Annotated in this window: 24 protein-coding genes; 10 read left to right on the forward strand and 14 right to left on the reverse strand. The window is 31.2% G+C overall.

All coding sequences use genetic code 11. The annotated features are described in order from the left end of the window. Nucleotides 1-409: 409 nt before the first annotated feature. Complete coding sequence (locus AC6EI0_RS02950; protein ID WP_498522984.1) at nucleotides 410-964, reverse strand: hypothetical protein; 555 nt, start codon at nucleotides 962-964, stop codon at nucleotides 410-412. A gap of 462 nt (nucleotides 965-1,426) precedes the next feature. Between AC6EI0_RS02950 and AC6EI0_RS02955 the strand changes: the two genes are divergently transcribed. Beyond that, nucleotides 1,427-1,600 carry a hypothetical protein gene (locus tag AC6EI0_RS02955; protein WP_498521107.1) on the forward strand — a complete coding sequence of 58 codons (174 nt, stop codon included), beginning with the start codon at nucleotides 1,427-1,429 and terminating at the stop codon, nucleotides 1,598-1,600. A 574-nt stretch (nucleotides 1,601-2,174) separates the two neighbouring features. Here AC6EI0_RS02955 and AC6EI0_RS02960 read toward each other — a convergent pair. Further along, nucleotides 2,175-2,357, reverse strand: coding sequence for a hypothetical protein (locus AC6EI0_RS02960; protein WP_498522985.1), 183 nt, complete (start codon nucleotides 2,355-2,357; stop codon nucleotides 2,175-2,177). Between the two features lie 196 nt (nucleotides 2,358-2,553). Here AC6EI0_RS02960 and AC6EI0_RS02965 point away from each other — a divergent pair, with 196 nt between their 5' ends. Continuing rightward, a complete protein-coding gene (locus tag AC6EI0_RS02965) occupies nucleotides 2,554-2,718 on the forward strand; it encodes a hypothetical protein (RefSeq protein ID WP_498522986.1) in 165 nt (54 codons plus the stop codon). A gap of 25 nt (nucleotides 2,719-2,743) precedes the next feature. On the opposite strand, the gene AC6EI0_RS02970 is transcribed toward AC6EI0_RS02965, so the two are convergent. From AC6EI0_RS02970 to AC6EI0_RS02990, 5 genes are all read right to left on the reverse strand, one after another. Next, nucleotides 2,744-3,061 carry a hypothetical protein gene (locus tag AC6EI0_RS02970; protein WP_498522987.1) on the reverse strand — a complete coding sequence of 106 codons (318 nt, stop codon included), beginning with the start codon at nucleotides 3,059-3,061 and terminating at the stop codon, nucleotides 2,744-2,746. Between the two features lie 307 nt (nucleotides 3,062-3,368). Beyond that, nucleotides 3,369-3,566: a hypothetical protein gene (locus tag AC6EI0_RS02975; RefSeq protein WP_498522988.1), complete on the reverse strand. Its 198-nt coding sequence runs from the start codon at nucleotides 3,564-3,566 to the stop codon at nucleotides 3,369-3,371. An 891-nt stretch (nucleotides 3,567-4,457) separates the two neighbouring features. After that, nucleotides 4,458-4,784, reverse strand: coding sequence for a hypothetical protein (locus AC6EI0_RS02980; protein ID WP_498522989.1), 327 nt, complete (start codon nucleotides 4,782-4,784; stop codon nucleotides 4,458-4,460). A gap of 302 nt (nucleotides 4,785-5,086) precedes the next feature. Beyond that, complete coding sequence (locus AC6EI0_RS02985; protein ID WP_498522990.1) at nucleotides 5,087-5,290, reverse strand: hypothetical protein; 204 nt, start codon at nucleotides 5,288-5,290, stop codon at nucleotides 5,087-5,089. A 793-nt stretch (nucleotides 5,291-6,083) separates the two neighbouring features. Continuing rightward, complete coding sequence (locus AC6EI0_RS02990; RefSeq protein WP_498522991.1) at nucleotides 6,084-6,374, reverse strand: cytochrome oxidase; 291 nt, start codon at nucleotides 6,372-6,374, stop codon at nucleotides 6,084-6,086. A gap of 717 nt (nucleotides 6,375-7,091) precedes the next feature. Here AC6EI0_RS02990 and AC6EI0_RS02995 point away from each other — a divergent pair. The 4 genes from AC6EI0_RS02995 to nei all read left to right on the forward strand — a co-directional run bounded on the left by AC6EI0_RS02995 (nucleotide 7,092) and on the right by nei (nucleotide 9,545). Beyond that, a complete protein-coding gene (locus tag AC6EI0_RS02995) occupies nucleotides 7,092-7,304 on the forward strand; it encodes a hypothetical protein (protein WP_498522992.1) in 213 nt (70 codons plus the stop codon). A gap of 100 nt (nucleotides 7,305-7,404) precedes the next feature. Then, nucleotides 7,405-7,686 (forward strand): hypothetical protein, encoded by a 282-nt coding sequence (locus AC6EI0_RS03000; protein ID WP_498522993.1) that lies wholly within the window; start codon nucleotides 7,405-7,407, stop codon nucleotides 7,684-7,686. A gap of 181 nt (nucleotides 7,687-7,867) precedes the next feature. Then, nucleotides 7,868-8,494: a hypothetical protein gene (locus AC6EI0_RS03005; protein ID WP_498522994.1), complete on the forward strand. Its 627-nt coding sequence runs from the start codon at nucleotides 7,868-7,870 to the stop codon at nucleotides 8,492-8,494. A 205-nt stretch (nucleotides 8,495-8,699) separates the two neighbouring features. Further along, nucleotides 8,700-9,545 carry an endonuclease VIII gene (nei, locus tag AC6EI0_RS03010; RefSeq protein WP_498522995.1) on the forward strand — a complete coding sequence of 282 codons (846 nt, stop codon included), beginning with the start codon at nucleotides 8,700-8,702 and terminating at the stop codon, nucleotides 9,543-9,545. 424 nt (nucleotides 9,546-9,969) lie between these two features. Here nei and AC6EI0_RS03015 read toward each other — a convergent pair whose 3' ends face one another. After that, nucleotides 9,970-10,095, reverse strand: a complete 126-nt coding sequence (locus AC6EI0_RS03015) for a hypothetical protein (RefSeq protein ID WP_498522996.1) — start codon at nucleotides 10,093-10,095, stop codon at nucleotides 9,970-9,972. A 1,027-nt stretch (nucleotides 10,096-11,122) separates the two neighbouring features. On the opposite strand from AC6EI0_RS03015, the gene AC6EI0_RS03020 reads away from it, so the two are divergent. Further along, entirely contained in the window at nucleotides 11,123-11,287 is a 165-nt protein-coding gene (locus AC6EI0_RS03020; protein WP_498522997.1) for a hypothetical protein, read from the forward strand. 41 nt (nucleotides 11,288-11,328) lie between these two features. Here AC6EI0_RS03020 and AC6EI0_RS03025 read toward each other — a convergent pair whose 3' ends face one another. Then, nucleotides 11,329-11,688: a P-loop NTPase family protein gene (locus tag AC6EI0_RS03025; protein WP_498522998.1), complete on the reverse strand. Its 360-nt coding sequence runs from the start codon at nucleotides 11,686-11,688 to the stop codon at nucleotides 11,329-11,331. 949 nt (nucleotides 11,689-12,637) lie between these two features. Between AC6EI0_RS03025 and AC6EI0_RS03030 the strand changes: the two genes are divergently transcribed. Then, nucleotides 12,638-12,820 (forward strand): hypothetical protein, encoded by a 183-nt coding sequence (locus tag AC6EI0_RS03030; RefSeq protein WP_498522999.1) that lies wholly within the window; start codon nucleotides 12,638-12,640, stop codon nucleotides 12,818-12,820. A gap of 229 nt (nucleotides 12,821-13,049) precedes the next feature. Here AC6EI0_RS03030 and AC6EI0_RS03035 read toward each other — a convergent pair whose 3' ends face one another. The 5 genes from AC6EI0_RS03035 to AC6EI0_RS03055 form a co-directional block, all read right to left on the reverse strand. Then, entirely contained in the window at nucleotides 13,050-13,589 is a 540-nt protein-coding gene (locus tag AC6EI0_RS03035) for a hypothetical protein (RefSeq protein WP_498523000.1), read from the reverse strand. A gap of 1,155 nt (nucleotides 13,590-14,744) precedes the next feature. Then, a complete protein-coding gene (locus tag AC6EI0_RS03040) occupies nucleotides 14,745-15,176 on the reverse strand; it encodes a hypothetical protein (RefSeq protein ID WP_498523001.1) in 432 nt (143 codons plus the stop codon). Between the two features lie 335 nt (nucleotides 15,177-15,511). After that, nucleotides 15,512-15,751 (reverse strand): hypothetical protein, encoded by a 240-nt coding sequence (locus tag AC6EI0_RS03045; RefSeq protein WP_498523002.1) that lies wholly within the window; start codon nucleotides 15,749-15,751, stop codon nucleotides 15,512-15,514. Between the two features lie 251 nt (nucleotides 15,752-16,002). Further along, nucleotides 16,003-16,143: a hypothetical protein gene (locus tag AC6EI0_RS03050; RefSeq protein WP_498523003.1), complete on the reverse strand. Its 141-nt coding sequence runs from the start codon at nucleotides 16,141-16,143 to the stop codon at nucleotides 16,003-16,005. 380 nt (nucleotides 16,144-16,523) lie between these two features. Further along, the gene (locus AC6EI0_RS03055; RefSeq protein ID WP_498523004.1) at nucleotides 16,524-16,745 is read right to left on the reverse strand and encodes a DUF2839 domain-containing protein; all 222 of its coding nucleotides are present in this window, start codon (nucleotides 16,743-16,745) and stop codon (nucleotides 16,524-16,526) included. A 577-nt stretch (nucleotides 16,746-17,322) separates the two neighbouring features. On the opposite strand from AC6EI0_RS03055, the gene AC6EI0_RS03060 reads away from it, so the two are divergent. Together AC6EI0_RS03060 and AC6EI0_RS03065 are read left to right on the forward strand one after the other, a co-directional pair. After that, the gene (locus AC6EI0_RS03060; RefSeq protein WP_498523005.1) at nucleotides 17,323-17,487 is read left to right on the forward strand and encodes a hypothetical protein; all 165 of its coding nucleotides are present in this window, start codon (nucleotides 17,323-17,325) and stop codon (nucleotides 17,485-17,487) included. Nucleotides 17,488-17,544: 57 nt separating this feature from the next. Continuing rightward, a complete protein-coding gene (locus AC6EI0_RS03065) occupies nucleotides 17,545-17,733 on the forward strand; it encodes a hypothetical protein (RefSeq protein WP_498523006.1) in 189 nt (62 codons plus the stop codon). Nucleotides 17,734-17,742: the final 9 nt, after the last annotated feature.

Genomic DNA, 17,742 nt, shown 5'->3' on the forward strand with positions numbered 1-17,742 from the left:
TTTTCTTAATTAACCAACAAATATAAAACACAGTTCAGTCTTAAAAAATCCCTGAATAAAAAATGTACTGATAAAAAAAATAAAAAGTTTTCATCGAAGAAGTAATTATTGATAAACGCTGTCGTATCAACTTAAGTGAAACACCTTATCGCTAAGTACAAAAATCAAAAGTCCTATAGAAGTCATTGCCAACAAAACTCCACCAAAAATTAGAGTATTGTTTTTTTCAGTTTTTTGCTGAAGAACTTTTTGAACTTTTAGAGGACTAGCTTTTCTTTTCTCTCTCTTACTCATGAGTTTCAAAGTTGAATGGATAATAGATTGACCTTTTAAACATAAAATTATTTTATAGCTTAAGATGGTTTTGGTACCATTTCCTCTACACATTCATTGTGCAAGATAGATACTTTTAATTTTTAATGATTTTGACTTGACCCATTTTAAGACCACTGATTTGAGATAATTCCTTTTTAAGTTTTTTAGAGGTTTTCCTACTAAGCAATCTAAAACTTTGAGCAACCGTTCTTCTATTAGAGTTTTGACCAACAACTGAGAATTGGAAATTTTTACCTTTGCCTACTTGAGAGCCCAAACGTCCTCCTCCATATACGCCTCCAAGCAGAGCCGGAACACACAGAATCCCAGCACTTGCACCACATATTGCAAAACCCACAAATGCTCCTGTATATGTACCGCCAGCAGCACCGGCAACACCAAGAAGAAGATTATCTTCTTGTCGAACTGAATACCACTGAGAAATATTATCTTTAGGGATAAAATCATTTGGTCCTGAGAACCCCTCCTCTGTAAGAGTTATTTGACAATTAGAAACCTCAATACTTTCGTCGTCGTTATTAGAGGAGGATTGAGTAACATCACAAAGAGCATTATAGACTTCAGCTCTTGTAGCAACTGGAGACAACAATCCTACTATTAGTAAAGGTGTAATTAATAATTTTGACATATAAGACGTGAGTCGAAGTCACGATGTTTTTTTAGATTCTTTTTGATATTACCGAAAGTTATTCATCCGACAAACAATAATCAGAGAAATATCAAAGTGGCTAAAGTTTATCTCACTCTATAACTATAGGCTTTCGCACGAACAAAACATAATTATTTATTAGTTCAATATCGGAAAAAAAGGAAGATGGAACCTATATAATGTTAAAGAAAAATTCCTACAAATTGGTTTAGATACATTCCTGTTTTTTAACATTCTTGCTTTAAAGTACATACGTCACACTTATTTGAGATATTAACTATCACGCAGACTTCATAAACTTGCATCTTAATTGAAATATATTTCAAGGGGAAAGAGTCTAATTAGTAGCAAAAGCTCTAAAACACCTCAATAATTTTTGCTAAGACAATATTACAAATTTAATAATCTCATATAGATTTTGTCAGCCCAAAATAAAAAAACATGCAGATCACAACATTAGCTTTAGCCTTCTCAGAGTGGGGTATTGGAAGATTTCCATTGGATTTAATTATTTTTCTTTGTGTAGTACTAATCTTTGCATTACCAGCAGGTATCAATAGAAAAAAGATTTTTGTTGAAGGTGATGCTTTTACGACTAGGTTGAAAAAACAATAAAAATGGGGCTTTAAACCCCTGTAACTCCTTGGTGAGATTTTTATTTCTGGTTAGTAGCCATTTAAGCAAGGAAGCATTTGGAAAGCGAATAAATTTCCTTGTTTATGATTGTTGTATCAGCAATGAAATACCTCATAATATTTCAATCAAATCAATTTCATCGGCTTTGAGATGAAGTCATTATTTTTACGATTGAACGTTATTGCGCCGACGAAAAATAAAAGCTTAGTTCCTCTGATGTAGTTTTTTCTGGTTGGGGCTAAGCGTGAAATACATAACACTTTGTAAGATTTAAAAAGGGGCAGTTGGTATCAAGCAGTAAGAAGGTTTACTTGTTTGTTTTTATTGACCATGACAAATACATTTACCGCCCTTCCAGGAGGAACATTTCTTTTTTTTGCATTTCTTCTTTTTCTTCTTATCTCCCATAAGAAATAGAGTCTATATTTTGATTTTAATAGAACGGAAATTGGCTTGTTGGATGATCAACTTTAAAATTTTTCATCCACAAAATCATTCTTCAACTTTATCAATCATAAGCAAACCCTTTTTATATTTAAGTTGAATTCAGTTTTTATTGGTTGTAATACCTAACCAAATCAACAATCAAAAAAATCACAAACCCGACAGCTAGGATGACTGGCAAAATTTGATTCCTACGAAGCTTTTGAATGATATTAGGACTATCGTCCTTTTTTTCTTTTTTAATTGTCTTAGGAGGCAATCCCTGTTCTTTTCTCCTTTTAGCTTCTCCCATATTTATGTAAAAGTTCCTCCACTTCAATAATGGCGTTTCTATTGCAAAATTTCTCATATCTTTAAGATAAAAGAAATTATCTACATACTTAATAAATGCTATAACTAGGCTTATGGATAAAAAAGTTCATAATGTTACAGTAAATACAACCTATTCTGAATTTTGAGGGATCATTTTATCCATCGACATAATGGTTATGACCAAAAAACTCACATATAGGTACGCATTTACTTTATTGAAAATGAAGAATGCTGAAGGTAGAAATGAATATATGGATTTAGCAAAAGAAGCAAATCTCTTATGGCATCAAATTGTAAGGCAAAAAGCTAAAAACACTCCCCGAATTAACTGTCGAGCATAATTCTTTTTTACTTGGTTGTTGTTGATTAAGCGAAAGCAGGACTTTTCTCAACAAAATAAGTCTTTGTCAACTTAATCAAATAAACAATAGTCTTTTTAATCAAAGAACCAAGACCTAGATCAATAATTATGTGCAAAACCAGGGAAATGCAAAAGAAGGCATAAAAAATTAAATGGCAAATAAAAGTATTTATAAAATCATCTTTATCTTTTTCAGTAATATCTTCTTTTTTAATGAGTTTTGATGGAATGAAATCAGCAAATGAATTTACGCTTGCTGATTCAACTAATCCAGATGAAATCAGTTCCTTTTTATTTACTGTTTGAGCAGCGGTGGAATTCATAACGGAAGCCTTAATTAAATCCACCCTACTTTCTTAGTGATAAGTTTGGCTTATGACTTAATCTTTTCGTTTTAAATCTTGTTCAAATAAGCCATCGTTTCCAAATCTTTCTGCAACATAATTGGCACTTTCTGAACATCAAACCTGTTCTTTATTTTTGATATCTTTTTTTTTAAAAAATTAATCATAACCTTAAATGTATATAAGTTTTTTTATTAAATCTAAAATTTACAATAATTCAATCCGTAAGAATCACTAAAAGAAGGGGCTAGTGCCCCTATTGAAATTAGCTTTCAAGTTTTAAAGTCTACTTTTTAAAAAGAGAGCTCTTTACCCCAGCTTGTTCCCACTTTTTTATTGTTGGTCTTAAGAAAGACATGGGGAGGGCAGTCAAAACTGCAAATGAGACAACAAGTATTAGATCAGTAGTGAAATGACTAACCCCAAAATCAGTCCCAGAAAGCCATAGCCATGGGAATGCAGAAGAAAACAAACCAATCATCATAAATACTTTTTCAATTAAAAAAGAGCATATAAGAGTATTGTGATAAATGATTCTTTCCTTAGTAAAAATTATTAGTCTCTTTTTTTTGAGTTAATTAACAATCACAAATTAGTTTGGGATTAATTTGATCTACTTTTAGTACCTATCAACAATCAAGGAGAATACGAAACAGGCTTTGCTAGAAGAAATATTCAAGAAAGAAGTCTTGAAAGAGCAGCAAAAAAATATAATTGCATTTTTTGAGTTGAATACAGAAAAAATCTATAAGAATGACATTAACAACTAACTTGCCTAATAAAATCATATAGCAGAATTAAAAACTCATACGGAGCTCTAAATAAGAGTAAAAAGGAAATACCGGATTTCATGTGTCAACAACTTCATCAACCCCACTAGCAAAAAGCAATGTTTCCTATGAAACAGATGGAGGAATGATCCACTGAGAATTTGAAGTGGCTAAGAAGCATTAGTCAAATATGAAGTGTAAAAATACTTAGATTTTAAGTATGGTCTTGATTTTTATTCCTTTAGACTATCCTATCGCCTAGTTTTCCCGATAAATGAGATTGATTGTTCTAGATCAAATAAGATTGAATAGTTATATCCAGTAATTTCATCTAAGGGTGCTTAAATTTCAATTTCGTTTCTAACGAATCTGCTTTACGACACAGTGCCCAAAACCATCTTCAATCATAAACAAACCTCATAGTATCTTTCTGGCCTATTCTTTACTCCTCCTGATTCGTACCTTTCGTTTAGCATCTTTCCACCAGTTTCTTGATCTTCTCCAACAATAAATTAATAAGAAATAAGATTACGCTATATAACTCTTAGAAAACTAATAAACATAACTACTGTGAATAAAATTATTATATTTTAATTTAAAATTAATTAGTAAGAACAACTATTAATAATAGTTTTCTTGATTAACTTGTCATTTAATGGGGTGTTCCAGTCTTTTACTTGCTTAATGTCTCCAGTTATAGGAAGTTTGCTATATAATCTATTTTCACAATCAATAGCCATTAAATAAGAATCAGTATTTAAAATTTTTTGATCTTCAGGATCAACTTCAGATTGTTTTGTTATAACAGAAAGAAAGCCTCTATTATCATAATTAATTGAACTGGGCTCTATAAATATTACTTCATTATTTGTCTTAGAAACTTCTAGCCATTTGATTTCCTGAGCTGAAAGTATAAGAGGAAAAAAGAACACTATTAAAACAATCGCAAAGCTAAACGATAATAGCTGTTTTATATAATTCTTCTGAGATATCATTATTTCTAGTTTACATATTTGTTCTTTATAGTAGAGTCGACAAACAAGAAAAAACATCTACATCTTATAGTAAATATACATAAATTATCTTTTCTTAAAAAATGACGTTATTGCTTTATCGCACTCAAAATAATTATTTATAATCAAAATACTGTGATTAAGAAAGTATTATGTTTTAAAATTTGGCCCGCTGTAAAAAACAAATAAAAACTATTGGCTATTTACCTTAATATTAATTGTCACTTGTAAAAATGATCATATGCAAAATGTTGCTCCATTTCTCTACCCAAATAAAAAAGAATTTCATTAACTCGTTTCAATTTTCTTTCCAATTCACTTCTCTTAAATTGTAGATCAACAAATTTTCTCTGCAACTCAGCTTGATGCCTTTTTCTTAAATCATCATTTTGATTACTTGGAGTTGATGAAATTTGATTTTTCATAGTTATGACCATTGATACTTAGATAGGGAACCTAGACAAAGAAGATTAGTTTTAATAGTTTTGGTTTTACTTCAATAAATGATCTACTAGAAATAGCCGCTAACTGTAAATCCGTCTTAATGCTGGAGTATTATGACCTCAGCTTTCTTACCTCAGCATTTATTACGTCTATAAACACAGGAGTATATTTTCCATAATTACATACGACGACACTAGAGATGCTCTTGACTACGGCAGATGAACCATTGTTTTCCAATTTGCTGTAATGAAATCCTCAGAAAGCGTTATTTAAATCTTCATATTGTTAATTTATAAGTAGTTATCAAAAGAAAATTAAAAACCATTTTTAATCGTATAATATTTAAATTTGAGAGTCAAAAAGATATCACTCTAAATATATTAATTGCTAATGTAATATATTTATTCCTGAAAGCCGTCACATAATAGACGTAATAGGTATAACCTAGATTAAATAGGTAGTTATAGGTGGGTTATTAATAGAAAATGTTCTTTTGTTGGTGAGTTTATTGATTGAAATCAAGGCCAAGTCGTAAGAAGATAAACCTACTTCATATTCAAATGAGAATTGTTTATCAATTGCATTTTGATTGGTAATTATGACTTTTGAACTATTCAATCTAATCTTTAATAGGTATAAGCTCAGTAAAAGCTAGCTATATGAATTATCAAGTAAAGAAAAGACACTTTAATAAGTGATCATTATTAGTAATTACAATTTCTAAATGATCTGGTTGAGTGTTGGCAATTTATCACTCAAGAAAAAGGAAATTATCTAGTTGGATTCCTCAGAAATTGATTGAGACTTTGGTCTCTTCCTCTTTGGTTTTTGAAGCTTATAGCCAAATTCAATAAGTTGATGATATGTCAATTTAGCTTGTAAAGCACTTAAGGATAGACGTTTTTCATTATCTTTTTGAAGATAAAAATTTCCTTTATTATTATTATTAGTCTCAATAGTGATAAATTCCTTTCCTTTCTTAAGGATCCAAGGTTCTTTTAGATAATTATCGTCTCCAACATTTAAATCCCATGGAACTTGAACTGGCTTTTTCTTTGATGGCATTGTTTAAAATTTACATACCATAATTTTATTTTACATATAATTCTTACGATAATCAATTTAATGCAACTTATGATCAAAACTGTTGTGATGATTAAGCGTAACGAGAAAAAATAGAGAGTTTGAATTTAATCAGGTTTTACTGGGGGCTTGCTTAAACTGCTCTTTTGCTTAGTAGCAATTAATTGAGATGCAATTGGGTTGACTCTGTTTTCATACTTCCTAGATCTATAGATTTTAAATTTGCAAATATCATCTCCACTAAGGAAACAATCATCAATAAAATCATCAAATACTCGTGATGTCATGGTACAAAATAAATAATAATCTAATTAATGCGTAATTAGCGACAACAAACAAGTGCGTCTTAACACCTAATTCTTTCTTGAGGCTAAATAAGATCTCTCAAATGAATTTATAAACTGAATCAAACAATATTTTTTTTGGATAAATTAAGAAAGTCATTACACATATTTCATTTTCTAATTAGTGAAATAAAAGAAAATTAAGAACTTAAGCCTTATTACATTCATAGAACTAAACGTTTAGATTAAATTCAATGGTAAAAAAAGTTCCTAAAACCGAACAAACCCTAAGCGCACTAATAAAGAAGTCAAGTCAGAATAATTAAACGTTGGATTTTTTCCAACTAGAAACATTAAGGATTTCCAAATACCGTCCTTTCTTTTTCTCGCTACCAATTCTATTAAATAGTTATCAATGAGTAGTCATCAAAACTTAACTCAAAATTCCTCACACTCACCCTACAATAATAAAGTTTCTCTTAGTGAGATCGATCGAGAGATAAAAATGGGAGAGCTAAGACTTAGATATGTAAAGTTAATGAGAGATTTCCATACCTCTCTCAGTGATGAAGATGCCACTGATTTAATAAAAGAATCTATGGATATTTGGGAAAAACTCAGTATGTAAAACCAGATTTAGAATGCCAAACTCTAACGGATCAGTTATTATTTAAAATAACTTCTATTCTGTTTAATAACATGGATTAATAAAACTGAATTATGTGATTATGAAACTCTTAGATGATCTCAGGCTTTTATTTTACAGGTATTTTAAGGAGCAAGATAAAAAGAGAAGAGAAATGAAAAGAGTTTTCCAATGGAGAAGGTATCTAGAATGGAATAATTTAAGCCCTGAAGAGAAACTTTCAGCTAAAAGATTCTTATTAATTCCTGTATTTGCCTATCTAATTATTGGAATTCTTAACCAGAATTTGTCTTTGATAGTTCTACTCCTTATTGGCTATGTGCTTTATAAGAAATTTGAAGGAGGAAGAATTCAAAAAAAATAATTTTGTAGCTCATTTAAAGATCCTTTTGCCTTTTTAAACTTACAAGGAGTACAAGAGAAAAATAGGGCTTTTATTAATCAATGTTGACTATATAGTAATATTTATCTAACTATATATTAAAGCCATTACAGGTTAATTAAGGAATAACTGCTACAGATGAACTTATTTAAAACTCAATTCTATGAATATAACTAATTTCCTGTTAATAGACTCATTATTATTAATTGCAGCAATACCACTTTTGTTTTTGCTTCAAAGAGATAAAAAAAATGTCACCCCTCGAAAAAATTCAAATAAAGAAGAATTATTGAGACAGACTTCAATTAAACTCCCAGACAAAGAAAAGCTTATAAAACTGGAAAAACATGCAAAAGTTCAAGGAAGTGGAATTGGATTGAATTCGCTTATTGGAAACTGGAAGTTTGTATCAATATGGAAAAAAGACAAGGAGGAAAAAGATTCTCTGTTCAGTTCACTGCTTAGACTCTTTTCTGCAAATATAGAGTTCAAAAAGGACACCTCAACCGAGGATTTATATAAATTTTCTATTATCACAACTATTGAATTTGGAATCTTGACAATAACGTTTTCAGGATCTGGTTTTTTAAATGGAGAACAACCTATATTACTGTATTTTTTTAACGTAATTGAACTCAATTCTGGTTCAAATGTTTTGTTGAGAAAATCTCTTGGAGAACCTATAGCTGAGGAGAAGTCAGTTTTCGCTCTAATTGCATTAGAAGAAAGTGGTGAATGGCTTTCAGCAAGAACCCAAGGAGGTGAGATCGTACTCTGGTTGAAAGGTTGAGATCAACAAATGAGAACTTCATATTTACCTTGAAATAAATCAAATAATTTACATTAAGAACTAGCTAGCTAGCTATCAAAGGGAAAACTCAATATGAGTGAAGTTAAAAAAGCTAGCAATTGCAAGGAAGAGATCATTCATGGAATTTGCAAAAACTTCTTGAGGGCACATTTTAATTGAATAGAACCTATGATGATATGTTTATATGCCTGAAGGACCAGAGATTAGGCGCACTGCAGATAGGATTAGTAAAGTTTTAGTTGGCAAAGAAATTATTGAAAGCAATTTTTACTACGAACGTATAAGAAAGAACGAGGAACTAGTCAAAAACACAAATATCAAAGACATAACAACTATTGGGAAGGCAATGCTTATCCGATTTAAGAATGATTGGTCAATGTATAGTCATAATCAACTATATGGAAGGTGGACTGTAAATTTAAATACTACAAAAATCACCTCAAGAAGAGCACTCAGAGTAGTTTTCAAAACAAATAAACATACTGTCAGATTGTGGTCAGCAACAGATATTGATTTAATACCAACATCTCAAGAAGATGAACATCCTTTCTTAAAGAAAATCGGGCCCGATGTCCTAAGTGAATCTTGTAGTTTTGAGATAATAGAAAAAAGGTTAATGTCGAAAAGGTTCCAGAAAAAGAAAGCCTCAACTTTGATGCTTGATCAGGCAGTCTTCGCCGGTTTAGGGAACTATCTTCGCTCAGAAATTTTATTCGATGCAAAGATACATCCAGACGATAGACCATTTGACCTTGATAAAACGAGAATTTACCAATGGGCCAAATCAATCAAAAACATCTCACGTTTAGCTTATAGAACAGGAGGATTTACAGTCTCAAAATCATTAGCAGATATAAACAAAGCTAATGGAGAGCCAAAAAGATCTTATAGACATGCTGTATTCATGAGACACAAATATGAATGTTTAAATTGCAAGAGAGTTATAGAGAGAAAATGGTATGGAAAAAGAAAACTTGATTATTGCCCAAGTTGTCAAATTAAAAGGGGTACAATTAAATCTTCAAAATAAAAATTGATAAACGTGAGCCAGGATAACAATACTAAATATAAGAAAACATGGTTTTGGATAAACGCATAAAAAAGAGATATATTTAATTATCGATTGACTTAAAAAAGTTATAAATTGATAGATCGTCTCTATTTAATAATGCAAAAGTTATCACCTTATAATCCCTGCATAATCGCAATTTATTAGTTAATACTATTGTATCTAGCCAACCTTTTTGAGTCTTATTTATTTCTAAAAAGAAGCCTGTATCATTACCTAATAACTGTGGGCCTATTATCCCTACCTTTTTAAAGGCGAAATTTAAACGTTTCTGATCAATAATTTCCAATTCAGGAAATTCTTAGTCGTAATAAATTTGCACAAAAAACCTTTAGGCCTCAAAAAATTAAGTCTTCTACATTTATCTGGGTCTAATATTTGAAGATTATCTAAAAACGGTATAGTTAAGAAAAGGAGATTTTGAACTACTCCATCTCAATGCCCAAACACCTCTAAGCTGGTCCAATTGCTTAGATATGTCTATAGAGAATTCATTTTCTGCTGATTTCATATAATCAAAAATTTTTCTTGATTTTGGCGCTCTCAAGAGTGGTAATTAGTTTTGATAAGTTACTCATGATTTGAGTATTGGTAATGAAACGATGGTTGATAAATATCACTTTTGTGTAGTGAAGCCCTTAAAATAGTCTCTACACTAATCACTTGAAGAAAAAAGCTATCTAAAAATATTTTAGATTAGTTTTACCGTTCATCTATTTAGATCAACTTCACTTCTAAAGGTGAATTATAATATGCTTTGTTGAATGTATAAAAGGTGTACAAAGAGACAGCTATGCCCAGAAAACCAACGACAAGAATTGGTGAAAGTTATGAAAAAATATAAGTAGTAACAGTAGTCATAATGTTTTTAATTACGCTTACGTTCTAAAGGATATAAATATATTTGGTAGGGGTTTGCACGACAATTAATCACGGTTATCTTTCTAAGGGTTGGCAAAGTAAGTAGGGAATCGAAAATGCTCAATTCAGACAACTCACTATTTCATTTAAATGGTTAAAAGCAACCTGAAACGTTGTTTATAACATTACTAACAAGCACATATTCATAAACAATATCTTTTCAGTTGATTTCTTTACCTACTTTCTAGCAACTGGAGTATCAAGTATTTCAACAAAGGATCTAAACTTGTGAAGTTATGAAGTGATTTGATTTATGATCATTTATTTTGTTTAGGTCATAGTCGATAACGGCTCAATAACCATATTCCTTAACGAACTTTTATTAGTTTCTTCTTCGTATTTACTGGAAGACCACCTAATCAGGCTCTTCTAAAATAAGCATATTGATTTCTAAGAAAGCTCAGATTTTCAAGTTGAGGCCTTAAAACAAAAAATACAAGAACAAAAAGTTACTTTCCTATTGGATGTTGAAGGAGAAAGATATCTGACATATATGATTTAGATCCCTGAATGGGACATTTTCATTATCAACCGTACAGCGTTAATACTTAATTTTTTTTTACCTAGACAAAGTGTGTTTTTAGTTGCCATGATATTAATAAGTCCTTACTTCGACTATGGATTCTTATAAAAAAGATACTCATAGGTACGCTTTTGAACTCGTTAAAGCTGCAAGGTCAATGCCAATCGATCTAGCCGAAAAGCTGCAACATATAAAGCAGTTGAGATTTAACTATCAACTAAAGGCTTTAAGAAAAAGAATCAACAAAAGAATCACATAAATAGCACTTATAGCTTTTTCATTATTGTTCCTGTGAAGGTTTTATGAAGTCCTATCTTTAAATTGATCAGGTATTGGAAAATCTTCTCGTATTTGTTTTAAACGTTTTCTGTAAATAGTTTCATAGTTAGGATCACGACTTTTATAAGCATTGTAATTTTGCCCTTCAAAATCTTCTTCTTTAATTAATACTTCTACTTGCTTAATAAGATCTCTATAAATATCTGCTCCTATGATCTGCTCTTTAGTAAGTTCATTACAATGAGAATCAGCGTATTGAATAATTCCTTTGTAAGTAAAAAGCCATTGCCTCCTTGCTATTGGATCTAATGCGATAACCTCTTTAACTATAAAGCTTTTACAAAGTTTGAACTTTAATTTTAAATCGTTAGTTTCAATCACAAAGGAAGGAGTATATCTTCCTTAAATTGTAGATAACTATTATGGAAATTATTCATTCAGTTTGAATCCTTCGACAGGAACGGTTTTGATTTCATTATCAGTTGAGTAATTATGTTGCATTTATTCTGCATCTCCGAATTATTCGCCAAGAGGAAACTCCCAAGTTAAGCAATAAATGGGAAAAGGGGTTTTATAGTTTTCATTATTTATTTCCAGTAGAAACGATCTTTTGAACTTCAAGTTGATTAACTTATTCAATAAGATTAAGAAGATTAACAGTATTTTTGTAGTTATTTCTTCTTTCGAACTCTTTAGCTTTATCCCTTTCTAATGATACTCATACCTGCTGTCTTAAATACATGGCTTGGATTGTTTAATTAATTTTTCATTGAATCTTCAATGATAGAAATCTCTCTGGTGTTTCTTCTATTCAGTCCACGAAGGTCTAATTGAAAGCGTATAACCTCCAATGCAAGCTTGTTAAATTTAAAGGTAGCTTGTACATATCCATGCGAGTAATCAGATTCAAAATACCCAAAACCTTTCAAGTCTTTTACGAGTAGATAGCTATCAAAGATTTTGCTATACCATCTGATCAGCATACTGTTATCCATAATGTCAGCTATCGCTATACGGGATATTGTCTTAGTCCTTACAGCAAAGTAATCATTAAGATCTTGGTAAATCGGTAAAAAGAATTTCATTAACCCTTTCTAGCTGATCTTTCTCAACTCATCCTCTTGCTCTAAGCAAAGTTACTTTAAAAAAGCCAAGGCAACAAAAGGAAACATATGAGTAAAAACAAACCGGGAAAATTCACAACATCAGTTAGATCTCCGACCATGCTGATCTTTATCTCATAACAAATATAATGGGTAATCTCTTTTTTGAGGCTATAAAAATAATAGGAAGCTAATGAGCTTCTACTAATCACTAGGACTATTGATCGATGGTTTCATTTGCTAGGGCAAGAACAAGATCATTGCTATCAAGGCTGTGGCCAATAAAAGCAAAACCTCTAAATAATCAAAAAATTGAGTTGCACAAGTCAGAAAATTTGATTGAGGGTATTAAGGAACAAAACAAGTGTTTCTTAGAAGCAAGCAAGGATGGTGGAATGTGGTTTTCTTAGTGCATTGACGTAAAGGAAGAACGGGATATTACCTGAATGATCATTGTGTGAGTATTAAAACCTGAGATCAAATGCTCCAAATAACTAGAAAATAGTTATGGGGAAATATAATTAATTTGAAGATAAAAAAAATATGTATATTTAGGTGATTGTTTAAATTAAGACAAGAATTGAAACTAACATTTTGGAGTCATTAAAAGGCAATTAAATTATAAAAAATATTGTTTATTTACTTCGCTTGTTCTTCAATGTATTTCTTAAGGGTATAACCATGACAATCGAAAGGATATTCTGCCCTAGTCATCTCGCTTGCCTGAGTCTTATCAGCATCATTACCTCTAAATTTTCGACAATCACATATGAAATCCATCTTGGTCCCATCTTTATAATCTTTTACTCTCGCATCGAGCCATTTCCTTGCTTGCACTGGCATCTCATTACAAGCAATCCATGAAGCCCAGAACAATGCATCAAACATTTGTATTGCTTCTGCTCTTTTATTTGGCCCTGCCAAGTCCTCACAAAAATTTCTCACTGGACAGTCTTTTCTACTTATATAGAACTTTTTAGCTTGATTCTCATAACCTCTGACATATGTTTTTTTATTATTTACTGCATCTAAAGCAGCATTTAATTGATCTCCGCCAAATGTATTAGTTATTCGCACTTTATCAATTGAGATCGGACCGGTTTGTCCCGTTTCACTTTCAGTAGCGACATTACCTCTCCTGACATCAAATTGTCCAAGCACTTCAATTAGTTCTGTCATATGGATGCAACTCTTCTTCCATTAGATTTTATGATTTTAATCTAATTTATACAAAAAGTATCTACGGCTGAAAGAAAAAATTCATTTAAAGGTATTGCATCCAATTACTAAAGAGATTATCTAATCCATGGTTGTTAAATTCTTTATCTTCAATTGAAATGTTGAAAAAACCAAGCACAAAAATTCACGTGGTGACTTTAGTTAAGCGCAATTTAAAGTAAAACTTGTATATTTGCTCATTTATTGAACAGATTATTCATTATGGTCCATCAAAATGCTAAATAATCGGCTTAAAGGATTCATTTCCCTTTTTTTCTAAACAGTTACTGAAGAGCAAACTTGGAATGCACTAGCCAAGAAAAGTAAAGCTGGAAGGTTCCAAAGTACTAAGATTTTTAGTGCAGTTTTTTTATAAGTGTTCGTAGTCATTGATCTTGGAGGGTTTGCTTTTAGAAAAGGTTTGTGATTGATTTTTTTCACAAATAGAAAAAAATCCCCTTTGTCTGAGGTTCGGTCGGGGTAGGGCTAACCGCGAAATTATTTTTTAATTTGTATGCATACAAATTAATCTGGAGGCGTTTAAACGAATGTTAGAAAGATCGTGTCTTCCAACTCATGCACAAAAATAATTTATTTTATTTTGAATATTGGCTTTTGGATTGAGATCAGATGAGACCTAAACTCCCAAAAGTAAAACCAACTCCGCAGAAAAAAGCAAATTCAGCTAAATCTCTGCATCCTGATGGGATTGAATTTAATGCAACGTTGATTCGTTGAGCCATTTGACCTTGTACTCGCAGGTGAATGTGGAAAGATACAACAAAATTAAGGTTAAATACTTAGAGACGTGACAGTTTCGAGGTGGGGTTTTCAATAATTAGTTAAACTTATGAATCAGAGTCTCTTTAATTTCAACGTAATTGGGAAAAAACTAGCAAAGAAAGCGATCCAAAAATAATTAACCATAAAGCCTCTCCTTATAGGCTCTTTCCAGTTATTTTTCATTGATATAAATTAAAAATCGAACGGGAAACACTTCGTAATCCAAATTATTCATCATAATTTTTAGTTCTTATGCCTTGCGAGTAGCAGTTACGGCTCTAAGAATAGATCTAATACAAGTATTAGATCTCTAAAATCTGTGAGGTGCTTAATTCAGTGGATTTCTTTAGCTAAATATTCAATATAGTTTTTCAAAGTAAAACCATGAGAATCATTATTCCCTTTTACAAAATCAATATCATCAATAAGATCTAAATTATGTCCAGCCATTAACTCCTTTACTCTGGCATTAAACCAATCCTTAAGAGGTTTTTCTATTGCATCTTTTTGATGTAGTGACCACAGATAAGTATCAAAAGCTTTTACGGCATCCTCTCTGGTCCACTTTGGTAGGCCAAGAAAATGATTTTTAACAGGACAATCTTTCCTATTGATGTAATGTTTTTTCGCATTCTTAGACATTCCTCTTACATACCGTTCTTTTGTATGTGTATTTTTAACTAACAACTGACCTGCCGTATTTTCATCTTTAACTTGAACCTCTCTCCTAAGATCATTTTGGCCTAAGACTTGTATTGGATCCATAACTAGTTGGCTTTTTTAGGATCACTGAATTTAGACCTTAAATTATCGATGACATTTTTACAATAATTAATCACAGAATCAGGAATAGGTTTATTTAGGGGCATTTATTAAGGAGAGGTTAAACATTATTTTTAGCCGCGTTTCACGTTTAGACAAAATTTGTTTCACTTAAGACCATGAACAAACTTGATTTTGACAGAATAAACGTTTGCGACATGAATAGGCGGGGGAAATCTTGTTAACTTGCTTCTCAAACAAATAAGGGAAATTTACAATCTAATTTTCGCCAATAAAAACAGAATCACAAGTATTAACTTATAGAATTTAAGATTAATTCAACTTTTTCTTTTTTTCCCGTTTCTGATCAATGGGTTTTTTGGGAAAAAGAACGTGACTAATCTACCAAAGAAAAAACTTCCTAATAAAATGAAACCACCTCCACCAACATAGATAAGAAGGTTAGATTGTGTAGAGGATGCGATGATTTGAATCATTTTACTCCTTGTGTTTAAGACAAAAGATAGTGCCCCTGATACAAGAACAATATCAACGAGCAACTGATAGTTGATATTCATTCTTATTTAAGAAAAGAAAGAAATATGCTGAAGGTTGCAGGAAATTATCCAATGACCATAGCAAACGAACCAAGAAAAACAGCCAAAATCGCACCATCTACTAAAAGATTTTTCCCGTTATATTTCATAAACAAATCATATAAATTTTTTTCTATTGGATTTTTATAGAGTTAAAGAACAGTTGTACCGACTGAAGAGAATCTTGCCTAAATGTCAAACTGACATTCGATTCTGCAAGCTATGGTTATATTTTAAAGCAAGAACCTATGGTGATCACCCATACCATCAAGTGGGTAGTCGTTAGCAGTCTGTTCAACAACTTTAGTTGAAATATTAAATCTACTAATTAAGTTAGAGATCCTTTTATTAATCAAACGAGAAATGAAAGCCATAAAACTTTTCAAGTTGTGCCAGTTATACCTACAGCCCAGACACTTTCAAGTAATTAATACGGAAAAGAACGTTTATTGAATTACAAGAAAAAGAGGAAGACAAGAACATTTACAATTATTATTGGGGAATGGTATTTTCGTTAGACGAGAATTCATGTATGGACTAGCATCACAACTCTTGCCTAGGTTACTATTCTCCCTCTGAAAATGTTACGTACATGTTCAACTTATTGAGCGGTGGAGATAATTTTGCATCTAATTGGAATCCATTTTTTCTTAGTCAGCCAGAAACTCTCATTACTGTTTTTTTTTATGGTTAAATAATGAGTAGTATTGCTAGACAATTGAACCTCAAAAATATGTGATTACTATAGAGTGTTCTAAGACTTAATTAATTGATAACCTTTAACGAGATTATATAGCCCCCAACCAAAAGCTCCAAGTACAAGGCCATAAAAAACAAATGGAACAATTGGATTCTTATACAAAAAAGACCTAACTTTTTTTTGAATATTTTCTTTATCAAGCACAGGCAACTTTAACTCAACTTGTTTCTCTCTTGGAGGGAGTCCCAATTCTTTTCTTCTTTTAGCTTCTCCCATAAAAAAATAGGACGTAATACACTAAAGATAAATCGGAGTTGGTCTTAGGCTTAAAAAGATTTAGACGGTTTAATAAAAAAAATAATTCATTGCTCATGACTTAAAGAGTAGACACAAAAGAATATGAGGCAGCATGGGAAACTGTTTTAGATTGCGTGGATGGGAAGAGAGAAGAGTTCATTTGGGCAAAAGATGTAATTCCCAAGATGCTTAAAGAACTTGTTGAGAAAATATAAAGCGAGTAGAACTAAAAATAGACTATACTCAGCAAATCAAGTTAATGACTTAGCTCTGCTAGCAACTGCTAGCTCAGGTCTAAGAAGCAAAAAAACCTCCTCTAAAAGGAGGTTTTTTTACGGATGTTGCTTTGATTGCTTATGTGAGTTGACAATCTCTGTAATTTCCTCAGCATGAAACAAACCTATTTATCCCGTATCCAAAAATAAATCATATGGATGTTTAGAGCCACAAATTCATTTAATTAGAAAATTTGATACATGCTAAATACATTATGTGAATACTTTTGAAGTAAAACAAATAATTAATTCTAGAAAGGAATAAATAAATTTATGAACAAATGGGACAGGAGCTTAATCATCAAGAGATAGCGAAAAATTTAGCAAAGGCTATGGCAAATAAAGCAAATGAGAAGGAGCTTAGAAGGTTGTACGAAGAGACAATGTTTCAACAGTTCATCTCAATGGAAAAAAACGAATTATCTGAGCTTTTATGGCATGGATAATCAATCTCACACCTTTAAGTTTTAAAATTTGAATAAAAGAATTTTCACTTTCAAATCATGCAATATTTTTTTAGTCTTACTTTTTCTGAAATGGGAATAAACCCTCTTTTACTCACCATAATAATTTCATTTAGTATTTTATTTATAGTTACCTTTGGCTTGAGCTCAAGAAATATGGATAGTGACGGAATTATGAATTGGATGATGAAAAAGCCTGAAGACTGGATAGGGAATAAAAAGTCATAAATCATCATT

Source organism: Prochlorococcus sp. G5PB11 (assembly GCF_059772425.1).

Bases quoted from the DNA above. Each gene is read 5' to 3' on its own strand.
- AC6EI0_RS02950 (WP_498522984.1), bottom strand. From the start codon at position 964: ATGTCAAAATTATTAATTACACCTTTACTAATAGTAGGATTGTTGTCT.
- AC6EI0_RS02955 (WP_498521107.1), top strand. From the start codon at position 1,427: ATGCAGATCACAACATTAGCTTTAGCCTTCTCAGAGTGGGGTATTGGA.
- AC6EI0_RS02960 (WP_498522985.1), bottom strand. From the start codon at position 2,357: ATGGGAGAAGCTAAAAGGAGAAAAGAACAGGGATTGCCTCCTAAGACA.
- AC6EI0_RS02965 (WP_498522986.1), top strand. From the start codon at position 2,554: ATGACCAAAAAACTCACATATAGGTACGCATTTACTTTATTGAAAATG.
- AC6EI0_RS02970 (WP_498522987.1), bottom strand. From the start codon at position 3,061: ATGAATTCCACCGCTGCTCAAACAGTAAATAAAAAGGAACTGATTTCA.
- AC6EI0_RS02975 (WP_498522988.1), bottom strand. From the start codon at position 3,566: ATGATGATTGGTTTGTTTTCTTCTGCATTCCCATGGCTATGGCTTTCT.
- AC6EI0_RS02985 (WP_498522990.1), bottom strand. From the start codon at position 5,290: ATGAAAAATCAAATTTCATCAACTCCAAGTAATCAAAATGATGATTTA.
- AC6EI0_RS02990 (WP_498522991.1), bottom strand. From the start codon at position 6,374: ATGCCATCAAAGAAAAAGCCAGTTCAAGTTCCATGGGATTTAAATGTT.
- AC6EI0_RS02995 (WP_498522992.1), top strand. From the start codon at position 7,092: ATGAGTAGTCATCAAAACTTAACTCAAAATTCCTCACACTCACCCTAC.
- AC6EI0_RS03000 (WP_498522993.1), top strand. From the start codon at position 7,405: ATGAAACTCTTAGATGATCTCAGGCTTTTATTTTACAGGTATTTTAAG.
- AC6EI0_RS03005 (WP_498522994.1), top strand. From the start codon at position 7,868: ATGAATATAACTAATTTCCTGTTAATAGACTCATTATTATTAATTGCA.
- nei (WP_498522995.1), top strand. From the start codon at position 8,700: ATGCCTGAAGGACCAGAGATTAGGCGCACTGCAGATAGGATTAGTAAA.
- AC6EI0_RS03015 (WP_498522996.1), bottom strand. From the start codon at position 10,095: ATGAAATCAGCAGAAAATGAATTCTCTATAGACATATCTAAGCAATTG.
- AC6EI0_RS03020 (WP_498522997.1), top strand. From the start codon at position 11,123: ATGGATTCTTATAAAAAAGATACTCATAGGTACGCTTTTGAACTCGTT.
- AC6EI0_RS03030 (WP_498522999.1), top strand. From the start codon at position 12,638: ATGGTTTCATTTGCTAGGGCAAGAACAAGATCATTGCTATCAAGGCTG.
- AC6EI0_RS03035 (WP_498523000.1), bottom strand. From the start codon at position 13,589: ATGACAGAACTAATTGAAGTGCTTGGACAATTTGATGTCAGGAGAGGT.
- AC6EI0_RS03040 (WP_498523001.1), bottom strand. From the start codon at position 15,176: ATGGATCCAATACAAGTCTTAGGCCAAAATGATCTTAGGAGAGAGGTT.
- AC6EI0_RS03045 (WP_498523002.1), bottom strand. From the start codon at position 15,751: ATGAATATCAACTATCAGTTGCTCGTTGATATTGTTCTTGTATCAGGG.
- AC6EI0_RS03050 (WP_498523003.1), bottom strand. From the start codon at position 16,143: ATGGCTTTCATTTCTCGTTTGATTAATAAAAGGATCTCTAACTTAATT.
- AC6EI0_RS03055 (WP_498523004.1), bottom strand. From the start codon at position 16,745: ATGGGAGAAGCTAAAAGAAGAAAAGAATTGGGACTCCCTCCAAGAGAG.
- AC6EI0_RS03060 (WP_498523005.1), top strand. From the start codon at position 17,323: ATGGGACAGGAGCTTAATCATCAAGAGATAGCGAAAAATTTAGCAAAG.
- AC6EI0_RS03065 (WP_498523006.1), top strand. From the start codon at position 17,545: ATGCAATATTTTTTTAGTCTTACTTTTTCTGAAATGGGAATAAACCCT.